This window comes from Flavobacterium araucananum (assembly GCF_002222055.1).
In the GTDB taxonomy this organism is placed as follows: domain Bacteria; phylum Bacteroidota; class Bacteroidia; order Flavobacteriales; family Flavobacteriaceae; genus Flavobacterium; species Flavobacterium araucananum.
In genome coordinates this window covers 331,686-347,065 of record NZ_MUGS01000004.1, presented here as the reverse complement: position 1 = coordinate 347,065, position 15,380 = coordinate 331,686, and the positions used below count along the sequence as shown (strand labels likewise).

2 protein-coding genes are annotated in these 15,380 nt (G+C 35.5%); both read right to left on the bottom strand.

Annotation, left to right across the window (positions count from 1 at the left end; genetic code table 11):
* Positions 1-3: 3 nt before the first annotated feature.
* The gene (locus tag B0A64_RS03870) at positions 4-4,470 is read right to left on the bottom strand and encodes a type I polyketide synthase (protein WP_089478229.1); all 4,467 of its coding nucleotides are present in this window, start codon (positions 4,468-4,470) and stop codon (positions 4-6) included.
* A gap of 14 nt (positions 4,471-4,484) precedes the next feature.
* The gene (locus tag B0A64_RS03865; protein WP_165769753.1) at positions 4,485-15,332 is read right to left on the bottom strand and encodes a non-ribosomal peptide synthetase; all 10,848 of its coding nucleotides are present in this window, start codon (positions 15,330-15,332) and stop codon (positions 4,485-4,487) included.
* Between the last annotated feature and the right edge of the window lie 48 nt (positions 15,333-15,380).

The following is a 15,380-nucleotide window of genomic DNA, read 5'->3' as shown; positions in this document are numbered from 1 at the left end:
GAATTATATCGTAAGTGTATTTTCTCTTTTTGCATTTTGTTTGATACTGATAACTTTTATCGCCAGATCAATTTCGTTGGATAGGTCTTTTATGGTTGGATTCGAATAGAAATCCTGAATGCTTACCTCTACTTTAAATTCTTTATTGATTCTTCGTATAAATGTCATTGCTTTAAGCGAATCGCCTCCTATATCAAAGAAATTGTCGAGAATGCCTATGTTTTTATGTCCAAAAAAAGACTCAATCATTTCGCAGATAATAATTTCGGTTTTTGTCTCAGGCGCTACATAATCTTCGCTTAAATCATTTCGGTCTATTTCGAGATCAATCTCATCAGCTACCGTTTCTTCGGGTGCGACGTCCTGATTTAATTTGAATAAATTAGGGTCTTTTACCGATACTATTACCTGAGGATAAAAATCAATCGCAAATGATTTTTCGAATACTTCGATTAGCTTATCATTGCCAATTCTGCTTTCGTTAATTCCATCCAGATTAACACAAAACCAGTTTTTTAATTCTTGCTTTTTGTCATTTATAAACGAATCCATAAAAGCATTTGCAACTGAGTAAGCTCCAAAACTTAAGCCACCCAATATCGATGCTAAACTCGACGTAATCCATACAAAATCTAATGCATGATTTTCAAATACTTTTTCCAGATTAATGATTCCGTTTACTTTAGGCAAAAACTGTTTTACGGCGATCTCGCTATTTAGATTTTCAATAGGTTTAAAAGTAGCATCGTCTACATTTCCGGCAGCATGAATAACTCCCGTGATCGTTCCGTGATCGTTTTCTATCTTACGAACCACTTCGCTAAAAGAATTAAAATCAGAAACATCTGCGGTGTAGTAAAAAAATTGTCTGTTTTCTTTTCTGAGTTCTTTAATACTTGTAATCGTATCTGCAATACCATTATCTGTTGCCGGGTTTTGTAAAAGAGCATCCCATAGATCCTCAGAGGGCAGAGATTTTCTACCGGTAAGGATAATTTTAGAATTGTACGTATCCCTTAGGTAACTGCCCAGAATTTTACCCACTTTTCCTAATCCTCCCGTGATTAAATAAGTCTTATTATGCCCCAGATATTTATTTTTGTTTACTGTATCAAGATCCAGTTGCTCATAAAATTCGACCCATCTGTTTGTATTTCTGTAGGCTATAGTAGTATCAGAGTAGTTAAAGTTTATATCGTTTATAACCCTTGAAACAACTTGATTATCAATAATCTCCTGATTGATATCAATACTACAACTAAAAATATTTGGATTTTCCTGAGAACACACATAAAGTTGCCTGATAGCTGATATCATGGTGTTATTTCTTTTTTCGTGACCTAAAATCTCATGATTTAGTTCGCTCAAAACTGTGATCTTTTTTTTGTGTTCCGGAAAATGATCTATACTGTTTTTGCACAGACTATTAAAGATCGAAAAAGTTGCTCCTACAGATTTATAACTTTCATCCTGAAAAGACCAGTTAAAAATAATTTGATCAAAACGGGTATTGTCCTTCTCTAAGTCTTTAAATAAGGAGATGAAATCATTTTCGTCCGCCGGATTAACTATCGATAATTGTTTTTCTATACGACTGTAAATCTGTCCTTTTCTAACTTCAAATACAGCATTTCCTCTTTTTTCAAGTTCTTCTTTTATAGCTGTAATCAATTTGCCCCCATCAGAAAAAATTAAATATTTTTTGACTTCAGTACTATTTTCCTCTTTCTTAATCAAAAATGTATTTTTCCAGGCAGGCATGTAAAACCATTCGTGAGATGGTTTTATATCATGAATGCTTTGCTTATTGACTAATTTTTGAAAAGGGTCGACTATAAAATCAAGCTTATAATGATCAAAACAATAAGTAGGTGCCGAGATTCTGTTGGGCAGTTCTAACGAATAATACTTTTCCCAGTTGATTTTAATATTCTGGTTCCAGATTTCGCCTATACCGGTTGTAAATTTCTCATTATCGTCGATAACTTCTTTATAATGCCTTAACAACTCTATTGTTGCATTCTTGTTGGAGTATTTTTTATTTTGCTTTGCTAATTTCAACAATGTGTTACCTGGTCCAATTTCGATAAAAATACAAGTGTTCTGGTCCAGTAAAAAGTCTAATCCATCTCTAAAATGAACTGTTTCTCTTAAATGTTTAATCCAGTATTCAGGAGAAGTTGCCTCTGAATCAAGAATTTCTTTTCCGGATAAATTCGAGATAAACGGCAGTTTAGGATTCGAAAATGTTACTTGTGCCAGTTCTTCTTTGTAGCTTTCTAAAATAGGATCCATCATCTCTGAATGAAATGCATGAGAAGTTTTTAGTACTGAATATGCAATTTCTTTAGAATTCAATACCGCTACAAAGCCCTCTATATCATTTTTATTACCCGAAATAACACATGAATCTTCAGCGTTTATTGCTGCAATAGAGAGCGTTGCAGGCAATATTTGAGCAATTGCTTCCTTTGTTGCTGCTACTGCAATCATGTCGCCCTGATCTAAATCGCTCATTAATTGTGCTCTTTTTACAATTAATTTTAAAGCATCCTCAAGCGAAAATACTTCTGCAATACAAGCCGCTGTATACTCGCCTAAACTATGACCTATCATATAATTAGGTTGTACTTCCCATTTTAATAAAACAGTAGCAAGAGCATATTCTATTAAAAAAAGAAGGGGTTGTGTATACTTTGTATTATTTATAAGGTCTGTATCTACGGTATCGTTTACATGATAGCCTATTATTTCTAAATAATTTTCGCCGGTACGTTCCAGTAATATTTTAAAACCCTGATCCATTATCATTTTAAAATCAGGTTCGTGTTGGTATAAATCCTTCCCCATTTTAAAATATTGACTTCCTTGCCCTGAAAACATAAAAACGAGGTTCTTCTTGTCTTTTTGAGTTGTAAATTGCGTCGCATTACTGCTAATTGTATCTTTTAAACTGGTGGATAAAGATTCTTTACTTTTCGAAACAATAAACTTTTTATAGTTAAACACTTCTCTTCCTGTGTTTAAGGTATACGCTAAATCAGGAAGACTAAACAACTCATTATCTGCATATTTCTTAAGTTTAAGTGTGTAATTTTTTAGAGATTTTAAACTTTTTGCAGAATATGAAATTAACTGAAAAGGTCTCGATTCTGATGGTTTATTATCCGGATCAAATGCTTCCAGAACTACATGTGCATTCGTACCGCCTATCCCAAAGCTGCTTACTCCCGCTCTTAACGGCAATGCATCTTTTTGCAACCATGCTGTCGCTTTGGTATTGACATAAAATGGACCTCCTTTAAAATTAATTTCAGGATTCGAATTTTTGTAATGTAAGGAAGGCGGTATAATTTTGTTTTTTAGCGCGAGTGTTGTTTTTACAAATCCTCCTATTCCAGCTGCATGACCCAAATGTCCTGTGCTTGATTTTAAGGATCCTATTGCACATTTGTAAGTCGTATCATAATCAAATGCTCTGTTAAGCGCTTCGATCTCGACAGGATCTCCCAGTTTGGTTGCTGTTCCGTGAGCTTCGATATAAGATATTGTATGGTACGGAATATTAGCAAACTTATGCGCCATTTTTATACAATCTGATTGTCCGGCAATACTTGGTGCGGTATAACCTACTTTATGTTTTCCATCGTTATTAATTGCCGAAGAACGAATAACAGCATAAATATTATCCCTGTCTTTTATCGCATCTTCTAATCTTTTCAGGACCACAATACCTGCTCCGTTTGCCTCTGTAGTTCCTGACGATTCTTCATCAAAGGTTCGGCAATAACCGTCTTTGGACGAAATCATTCCTTCCTGATAAAAATATCCTTTTGTAGTACTTGTATTTAGGTGCACACCTCCGGCAATTGCCAGAGAACACTCTCTTAGCAACAATGCTCTACTGGCCAGGTGTACTGCTGTTAATGAACTTGAGCATGCAGAATCTATAACAATACTTGGTCCCTTAAAATTAAAATTATAAGATATCAGGGTACTGATAAAATTTTTATTGTTGATGTGGGATAAGAAAAAAGGATCAATATTTTTATTATCACTCATTAAACTATGTGCCACCCAATTAAAATTATCTGCCGCGGCGGTGTAGACTCCAACTTTATCCTTATAGGCCAAAGGATTATAACCTGCATCTTCGATTGCAAGCCAAACCTGTTCATGCAAAACCCTGATTTGAGGATCCATTAAATTCGCCTCATCTTTGGTATATGAAAAAAACGGATAATCAAAACTGTCTGAGTTTTCTATAAAAGTTTTTATTTTAACAAAATCCGGATGGCTTAATACCGCCGGATCAATTCCGGATTTAATAAGCTCTTCATCTGTATAAAACTGTATTAATTCATTTCCTTCTTTTAAATTTTTCCAAAACTGATTTATATTCTCTGATTGCGAAAATTTACAGGATATACCAATAATAGCAATATCTTTCTTTATGGATTCTCTGTTCATAAAAATCTAATTAATTAATCAATAAATTGTTCTAAAAAATCCTCTGTCTCCTGAGACAGATCGACATAATCTTCGCTGTTGTCAAATAAATCATCTACCTGGGCACTTATCAAATTAAAAATTTTATCAGATAAGCGATTCACATTCGAAAACTCAAAAAGCATCGAAATTGTAACCTCGGTTTTTAATTCCATTTTTATTAAGTTGACCATTTTTATCAACGTCAAAGAATTCATTCCCAAGTCAAAGAAATTATCGTTAATTCCGATTTCGTTCTCATCGCAATTCAAAATATTGGCAATCATTCCAATTAATTTTTCTTCGATCTCATTTCGGGGTGCCTGATATTCTTTTTTAATCAGATCTTCTCCCGTTACCTCCGGCAGGGCTTTTCGATCTACTTTCCCGTTTGAAGTAATAGGCAAAGCATCCAGCGCTACATAAAAACCGGGTACCATGTAGTGCGGAATATTTTGTGACAAATAGGCTCTTAAATCTGATTTGTCTATTGACGTTTCTGAAACGTAATAAACCACAATTACTTTCTCGTCGTTGATGACTTTTACCTCGGCAACAACTTGTTTTACGGCAACAGAATATTGAAAAATACTGCTTTCGATTTCTCCAAACTCAATGCGATAACCGCGTATTTTGATCTGGTTGTCGATTCGTCCTAAATAATCGATCGAACCGTCTGGCAACCATCTGGCCAAATCTCCGGTTTTATAAATGCGCTCGTTTGCTACAAACGGATTCGCAATAAATTTTTCGGTGGTTAGATCACTACGGTTTAGATATCCTCTTGCTAATCCGGCGCCTCCTATACAAAGTTCTCCTATAACTCCTGTGCCTTGCAGGTTGTTGAACTCGTCTAAAATATAGATTGCTGTATTGGCAATTGGTTTTCCAATGGTAATGTCCTGATCTGCTTGTGTAGCGTCATAGATACTACAACCTACTGTAGCTTCGGTTGGTCCATATTCGTTGTAAATTTTTATCGATGGGTTGATACGTTTTAAAATCGCAACATGATCTTTTCTTAGTTCTTCGCCTCCAACGATCGCAATCTCTATTTGGTCTGACTTGATCTCTAAACTCTCCAGCAAACTTATGTGTGCCGGTGTTAGTTTTATGCAAGACAAATCGCTCTCGAAATAGTCTTTTAGTATGGTTAATACATCGTCTTCTGCCTTAAATATTTTGAGATGTCCGCCACTTATTAACGGCAAAAACAAACTGGTAATGGTTAAATCAAATGACAACGAGGTAAAGAGTCCAAAGTTGGTGTTTTGCAACTCCTGATCCAGATAATAGGCTTTTGCCCAACTCAAATAATTGGTCAGGGAACTTTGTTCGATCATTACCCCTTTTGGGTTACCGGTTGATCCTGAGGTATAGATAATATACGCGAGATCATAAGGCTCTAAGGCAACAGGATCTAAAGTAATATCTTGATAAAGTGTTGTGTCAAAATCCTGGGTAATGTCTAAAACCGCTCCCTGATAAAAATCTAATTCGGGTATAAAAGAACTTTGGGTTATCAATAATTTTAAGGCGGTATCCTCAGCAATAAAAGTTTTGCGATTGGTTGGCAGTTCTGAATCGATTGGGATATATACGGCGCCTGATTTTAAGATGGCCAAAATCGAGATCATACTCCAAGGGCTTCTATTGAGCTGTACGCCAATCATATCTCCTTTTGCTATGGCATAATCCTTGCGCAGGATTTTTGATAAGGTGGTCGATACTGCATCGAGTTCTTTATAGCTTATTTGCTCGTCTGCGCTAACAATGGCAGGCTGGTTTGGTGTTCGGGCTACTTGCTCTTCAAAAAGGTCTACGAATGTTTTATCGCCTGGATAAACGGTTGCCGTTGCATTAAAGTCTACCAACAATTGGTGCTGCTCTTGCTCAGATAGATATGTGATATCCTGAAGCTGGATTGCAGGTTGCTCTAAAACCTGATCGAATACATTTTCGAGGTTTTTAAATATTTTATGTATTTGGTCCTGACCATAGATATCAGTGTTGTAAACGATGTTTAGCAATAAGCCGTCTGCTGTTTCTACAAAGGTTAATTCGAGATCCAGTTTTGAGGTTTTTTGTTCGAGATCATACGCTTGAACTTGTAATCCCTGCAAACTGTCTCCGTTATTGAGAGTGTTAAGCTGTGCTTGGTTTTGCAACACAACCATAACATCAAATAAGGCCGAACGGCTGGTATCACGTTTCAGGTTTAATTTACCTACCAACAAATCAAATGGATAATTTTGATGGTCGTACGCCTTCAATAAGGTTTGTTTTTGTGCTGCTAACAGCTCCAAAAACTGATCTTGTGCTTGTATGCGGGTACGAATAGCAAGTGTATTGAGATACAAGCCTATCTGGTGCTCTAAATCCGGATGTTCTCTTCCGGCTATTGGAGTTCCAATTATAATATCGTCCTGGCTGCTATATTTATGAAGCAATACATTGATGCCGGAGATCAGGGTCATGAACAGGGTAACATCTTGTGTTTCTGAAAATTTCTTTAATTTTTCTAACAGTTCTTTTCCAAAACTGTGCTTTTGGCTCTCACCGTTATAGGTTTGTACAATTGGACGTGCTTTAAAACCTGGAAGCTCTAAAACAGGCAATTCTCCTGCAAACTGTTCTAACCAATAATGTTCTGATTGTTGGTTTTTGTCTTGTTGCAATTCCTGGTTCTGCCATTGGGCATAATCTTTATACTGAATTGGCAGTTCGGGCAGGTTTACAGTTTGTCCTTCTACAAGGGCATTGTAGACTTGTACCATCTCTGAGATTAACAATTCTATAGACCAGCCATCGCCTATGATATGGTGCATGGTGATCGAAAATACATGACTGTTGTTGTCCAGACGAATCATGCTGGCGCGCAAAAGTGGCGATTGTGCCAGATCGAATGGGATACTGTTACTTTGCTGCAAATAGTCTGCTACCCCATTTTGTTGCCCTGATTGCCCTGTAAGATCTTTTTGCTGAATTGTAAATTCTAATACTGACGGATCTATGATGTACTGGCGAACTTCTCCCTGCTCATTGGTTCTGAATGCTGTTCGCAAGATCTCATGGCGCTCCATTAAGAATCCAAAGGTTTGCTGAAATTTAGCTTGGTCGACTACTCCGGTAAGCTGTACTGTTGTAGACATATTGTAGGCTAAACCGCCACCTTTGAGTTGGCTTAACAACCAAAATCTTTGCTGGGAATTACTCAACGGATATGATTCTGAAACTAGTGCCTGAGGAATTCTAACATATTCTGAATCCTGCAATTGAGTACTTAGAAATGCTATTGTCGGGTTTTCGAAAAATATAGTAAAAGCTACATTTTTGCCCAGTTCGAGTTTTATTCTATTAAATACCTGAAGAACTAAAAGGCTGTTTCCGCCCAGTTCGAAAAAATTATCGCTTATCCCTATTTTTTGCAGCGCTAAAATTTCCTGCCAGATTACAGCAAGCTTTTGTTCGATTTCATTTCGGGGTGCCTGGTATTCTTTTTTAATTATATCAACGCCTGTTACCTCCGGCAGGGCTTTTCGATCTACTTTTCCGTTTGAAGTAATAGGCAAAGCATCCAGCGCTACATAAAAACCGGGTACCATGTAGTGCGGAATATTTTGTGACAAATAGGCTCTTAAATCTGATTTGTCTATTGGGGTTTCTGAAACGTAATAAACCACAATTACTTTCTCGTCGTTGATAACTTTTACCTCGGCAACAACTTGTTTTACGGCAGCAGAATATTGAAAAATACTGCTTTCGATTTCTCCAAACTCAATGCGATAACCGCGTATTTTGATCTGGTTGTCGATTCGTCCTAAATAATCGATCGAACCGTCTGGCAACCATCTGGCCAGATCTCCGGTTTTATAAATGCGCTCGTTTGCTACAAACGGATTCGCAATAAATTTTTCGGTGGTTAGATCACTACGGTTTAGATATCCTCTTGCTAATCCGGCGCCTCCTATACAAAGTTCTCCTATAACTCCTGTGCCTTGCAGGTTGTTGAACTCGTCTAAAATATAGATTGCTGTATTGGCAATTGGTTTTCCAATGGTGATGTCCTGCTCTGCTTGTGTAGCGTCATAGATACTACAACCTACTGTAGCTTCGGTCGGGCCATATTCGTTGTAAATTTTTATCGATGGGTTGATACGTTTTAAAATCGCAACATGATCTTTTCTTAGTTCTTCGCCTCCAACGATCGCAATCTCTATTTGGTCTGATTTGATCTCTAAACTCTCCAGCAAACTTATGTGTGCAGGTGTTAGTTTTATGCAAGACAAATCGCTCTCGAAATAGTCTTTTAGTACGGTTAAAACATCGTCTTCTGCCTTAAATATTTTGAGATGTCCGCCACTTATTAGCGGCAAAAACAAACTGGTAATCGTTAAATCAAATGACAACGAGGTAAAGAGTCCAAAGTTGGTGTTTTGCAACTCCTGACCTAAATAATAGGCTTTTGCCCAACTCAAATAATTGGTCAGGGAACTTTGTTCGATCATTACCCCTTTTGGGTTACCGGTTGATCCTGAGGTATAAATGATATACGCCAGATCATGAGGTTCTAAGGCAACAGGATCTAAAGTAATATCGTGATAAAGTGTTGTATCAAAATCCTGGGTAATGTCTAAAACCGCTCCCTGATAAAAATCTAATTCGGGTATAAAAGAGCTTTGGGTTATCAATAATTTTAAGGCGGTATCCTCAGCGATAAAAGTTTTGCGATTGGTTGGCAGTTCTGAATCGATTGGGATATATACGGCGCCTGATTTTAAGATGGCCAAAATCGAAATCATACTCCAAGGACTTCTATTGAGCTGTACACCAATCATATCTCCTTTTGCTATGGCATAATCCTTGCGCAGGATTTTTGATAAGGTGGTCGATACTGCATCGAGTTCTTTATAGCTTATTTGCTCGTCTGCGCTAACAATGGCAGGCTGGTTTGGTGTTCGGGCTACTTGCTCTTCAAAAAGGTCTACGAATGTTTTATCGCCCGGATAAACGGTTGCCGTTGCATTAAAGTCTACCAACAATTGGTGTTGCTCTTGCTCAGATAGATATGTAATATCTTCTAATAATATGTCGTTTTTATCGCTAAATTGTTTTGTTACAGTACTAAAATGAGATACAATATTTTGAATTGCTTCTAACTCGAATAAATCTGAATTATACTTAAATTCTATATCAAATGATGTTGCTGATGGCAGCACGATTATACTAAAATCATAATTGGACTGATCTGTATAAATCATTCTTTCTAAAGCGATGTTTGATTCACTTTTAGTATAACTTTCATCTGCCAGATGCTCTCTGGAACTCTCAATAAAATAGTTTTCGAATACGATATAATTATTAATCAAATCCATTCCTAAACTACTTTGCGACTGTACTTCAGACAAATTAAAATAGTGATAAGGGGCACTTTCTAGTACCTCTGAATGCATCTTTTTTAAGAATGATTTTATAGTCTCGCCTCTCGAATAGGACACTTTTACAGGGATCATATTCATAAACAATCCTATCATGTTTTCTACTCCTGCGAGGTCTCCGGGTCTTCCTGAAACTATAGAGCCAAAAACGATATCATTTGTATTATTGTAGGACGATAGCAAGTAACCCCAAACACCTTGTATAAAAGTATTTGGTGTGATCTCCAGTTCCTGACAAACCTGATTTATTTTTTGAAACAATTCGCCTTCGACATTAAAATTTTGACTCTTAAACGTTACAACGTTATCTGATACTGCTTTCTTTTTTTGAAAAGGAATCTGAGTTATGGACGCTACATCTTTTAAATAATTTTTCCAGTATCCCAGAGCACTTTTTTTATCAATCTTAGATAACCAGTTAATATAGTTTGAATACTTGATGGGTTCCGGTAAACTAAGTTCCTGATTATTTTTTATAGCAGACAAAATGCTATAGAAATCATTGATTACAATACTTATACACCAACCATCCATAAGAATATGGTGATAACTCCAGAGAAACTCGTATTGTCCTGCTGCTAATTCCAGTACTTTTAAGCGCATTAAAGCAGGAGTTTCAAAATCAAAACCTTTCAATTTATCGTTGACATTGACCTGATGCAAATAGGCGTCCTGATCGTTTATTTCTAAAATTTGTTCGTACGAAAATGTATCAGGAGCTGCTTTATGAACTATTTGCAAAGGGACTCCGCCATAACTGTTAGAGAAGCTTGTACGCAAAATAGAATATCTTTTTATTAATTGCTCATAAGCTTGTTTGACGGTATCAATCGCTAAATCTTCAAAATGCAACCTGTACGAGGTTTGTATACTATACATTGGGCTCGAATTGTCTACTAGCCAATGGTAATACATTCCTTGCTGCGAAGGAGAAAGCTCATAGATATCCTCTACATTATTTTCTTTATTTAATGCTGCTAATTCTTTATATGCAAGACCCTTAAACGTTAGATCAGAAGGTGTTAGATGGTTTTCTTCAATACTTGTCAATGCTTCTATTAAATCACGCAATTGATTTTCGTATGAAATTACCAGCTTTTCTATAGTTTCAGGACTAAATGCATGAGATGAATAATTGATACTCAAGCTTAATTCGCCTGAAACCATCATTCCGTTTACATCCAATAATACTTCACTCTGCTTATTTGATGCTGCTACGGATGGACCTATATCTTCTGATGAAAAATTAAACAGAGCGTCTTTGTTGCTGCCAACTGCATTGTTGCCAAAATCCCCTAAATAATTAAATTGAATACTTGGAATCAATTCATTAGAGAAATCTTTATCCATGTATTTCAAAATACTGTAACCAATTCCTTTATTTGGTATTTTACGCAATGCTTCTTTAACAGATATCAATACATGATTTTCTGTCTCTGAAACATCCAAAATAAAAGGATATAAGCTGGTAAACCATCCTATTGTTCGTCCTATATCTACTCCGTCAATAATGTCTTCACGCCCATGTCCTTCCATCTTTACAACGGTCTTTTCTACGTCAAAAACTTCGCGTATTGCAAGTCCTAAACTCGCTAGAAGAATGTCATTGATCTCTGTATTATAAACCTGATGAGATTGGGTTTGCAGTTTTTGGGTTATCGCTGCATCCAGAACAAAACCTTTGGATTGGCTGGTTTTAGAATCTTCGCCCAATTTACGGTCATTTGGCAATAACGCAATCGGGGTTTTACTAAGTTCTTCCCAATACAAACGTTCTTGTTGCATTTTGTCGCTCAAAGCATATTCTTGTTGCAGTGATGCCCAACGCTGAAAAGAATCTGTTTTTAAGGGTAAACTAAAAACACTATTATTTTGAAACGCTTCATACAAATTCGACAAATCTTCTAATAAAATACGCCAGGAGATTCCATCGATTACGAGATGGTGAATAATTAATGCCAAACGATCCCCATCAGACATTCTAAAATGTCCTGCCTGAAATAAAATTCCTGAATTAATATCTAAACCAGCTTGTAATTGTGCCCCTATTGTACTTAAAGATTCTACTTGATTTGAATCTTCCTGTAAATCATAAAAATTAATTTTATAATGCGCTTCTGAACTATCGCCATTGTATTGTTGCCATGAACCTTGCTCAGGAGTATACACCATTCTTAAAGCATCATGGTGCAAAACCAAAGCAGCGATGCAACGCTCCAGTATAATCGGATCTATATTCTGGTTACTTTTTAAGAGTACAGACTGGTTAAAATAATTTTTGTTGGTGATGGTTTCATTCTCAAAAAAATCTCTCTGAACCGGTGTGAGTACAACGCTCCCTTTTACTTCTGCCTGATCAATAAATTGTGTATTGCTTTCTATTAATTTAGCCAGGTTTTCGAGTACGGGATTGCGTAATATCTGATCTACTTTTAATGAATATCCTTTTTGTCTAAGTCTTGAAACTACTAATATCGATTTGATAGAATCTCCTCCCAGGTTATAAAAACTGTCCTTGATACTTATTGAATCGTGCTTTAAAATATCTCCCCAGATTTGTACCAGTAATGCTTCTTCTGTGGTTCGGGCTGCAATATATTCGGCCTTTATTAAATCATTTTTATCGATTCCCGGCAAAGCTTTTCGATCTACCTTACCGTTTGAGGTTAAAGGGATTGTCTCTAGCTGAACATAATAGCTTGGTGCCATATAATCCGGCAAAACCTTTTTTAGATTGTCCTGAAGTACTTTTTTGTCTATCTCTTTTTCTGCCACATAGTAAGCAACGAGAAACTTTTCGTTTTCTCTTTCTTTTACAATAACAACAGATTGGTTTATAAAATCCTGATTCGAGATAAATTGTTCGATTTCGCCAAGTTCTATTCGATACCCTCTAATTTTTACCTGATCATCTATCCTGCCCAGATATTCTATAGTACCATCAGGCAACCACCTGCCTATATCTCCGGTTTTGTACAGGCGTTCGCCGTTGATAAAAGGATTTACAATAAATTTTTCTGTAGTAAGATCTAATCGGTTCAGATATCCTTGTGCCAGTCCTGAACCGCCAATAAAGATTTCTCCGCTCACACCTATTGGCGCATACAATTTAGTATCGGTTAGGATATAAATTGCTGTATTAGCAATAGGTTTGCCTATCGTAATAGCCTCATTCGATGACTTAACTTCATAAATACTACAACCAACAGTAGTTTCTGTAGGTCCGTATTCATTATAAATTTCTATTTCGTTATTAATGCTTTTTAATACTTCTACCTGATATTTTAGTAATTTTTCGCCGCCACAAATTATTTTTTTAATGGTCGAACTCTTAATTTCCAATTCGCCTAAAAGCGAAATATGTGCCGGTGTAAGTTTTAGAGTATCTATTTGAGAATTACTAAAGGCTTCAATCAATAAGTCGTTAATATCTTTTTTAAAATCACCCAGCCATAATTTTTTTCCTCTTGTTAAACTCGTAAATATTGATGTTACAGTCAAGTCAAAAGAAATAGAAGTAATTAATCCCCAATTTCCACAATCAGAACCTTCAAAATAATATTCGTTTGCCCATTGTATATAGTTCAATAAACTGGAATGGCTAATGATACACCCTTTTGGGTTTCCTGTAGAACCTGAAGTATAGATGCAATAAACTAAATCTTCGGGTCTTATTTCGATTGGGTAATTTTTTCTTTCTGTAGTATAAATTTCGGGATTAAAAGGATCTATTTTTACGATGTGAGAAATGGCATTGACAATTTCATTAGCAGGATCGCTGATTAAAACCTTACAATTAGATTCATTTATAATATATTCTATTCTGTCTTTTGGATATTTATTATCAATAGGTATATAATAAGCACCCGCTTTTATGATTCCTAAAATACAAGTTATGAGCCATTCTGATCCTTCGCCTACAATGCATATTGCATCACCTTTTTTAATATTATGCTCTTCGATCAAATAATTTTTAAATTGATTAGATCGTGTTTGAAGCTCAGAATAACTGAGCTGAGTGTGCTCATTAAATAAAGAAATGCGATCCGGAAAAAGTTTACTTTGTTGCTCAAATAATTGTACTACAGAACTGTATTCCTGAAAATTTGCATGCGTATTATTCGACGATTCAATAATACTTTTTTCTATATCGCTTATCTCAAAGTTTGTATTGTCTATCAGGGCTAAATAGTTTTTTTGAAACTGTCCTGAAATAATATCAATAGCTACATCATTAAAAGATTCCTGGTTATAATACAACGCTACAGAAAATGAATTGCCGGAATCTATGCAGGAAATTTTCAGATCAAAAATATCCTGAATAGCATACAACTCCTTAAATTCAAACAGATCAGTGGCTTCGGGAAAAGTTGTAGCCAAATCGATAAATTCGAAACAATAATTAAAGTAGGCTGTTTTAGAAAAACGTGTAGTTGCATCGCCTCTGTTTAAAGTAAAAAAATCTGACCACTCTTGTACAAATTCAATTTGTGTTTCTATATTTTTTACTGCTTCGGCAAAACCAAATTCATTTATCTTACTGATTTTCAAAGGAATATTCTTCGATACAAGTCCTAAAGTAGCATCAAGTTCTGTATATTCTCTTTTAAATCCTGATAAACCAATAGTCAGTTCATCTTCAGAGAACTGAAACAGATACGAGATAAAGTTTAATAAAAAAAGAGTTTTAATCTGGCAATTGTTTGTCAGACAATAATTTTTAATTTTAAGATAATCATCCCCTGTTATAGTCCCAATTTGTTTTTTCTCAGGTCTAAAAGAAGCTGCTTCGTTAGAAAAAGGGATTAAAGTATTTGTTAATTGATAATTATAATTTTTCCAGAATACAATCGCTTCACGTTCAGGTTCATTTATTAAATCATTTTGCCAGGTGCTAAAACTGGCGTAATCAATTGTTTCCTTATCCTGAATATCTTCCTTTTTGTCTGATACTATTATTTTACCAATTTCATCACATAAATAAAGGCAACTGTAGGCATCTCCCCATAAAGAATAAAGTCTTACAACCACTTGTTTTAATTGTCCGGCTTCTTTTGCAAAGCAAACTCTGACAGGATTATCCGTCAAGGGGTTGTATGAATAATCTAAAACAGAGTTGGCCTCAACAGTATTAGTGTCCAACTCAATTTCGTGCCATACTACAGCAGTATCAGTTGACTCTATCTGAAATGGATATGTGAAGTTTGAATCCTGAACTAACCTGAATTTTAAAACATCATTGTTTTTAATAACAACATTTAACGCATTTAAAAAATCATCAATAGATAAATTACTCTTTACATTCAATATAACTTGATTGTAAAAAAAGTCAGGACTGTTTTTTGAAACATTCCATAAATTCTTTTGGTTTTCAGATAATTCATAGCCTACAATATTATCATTCATACTCATAACCTTTATGTGATTTTAAAATTTATTTTTTATTGATGTCCT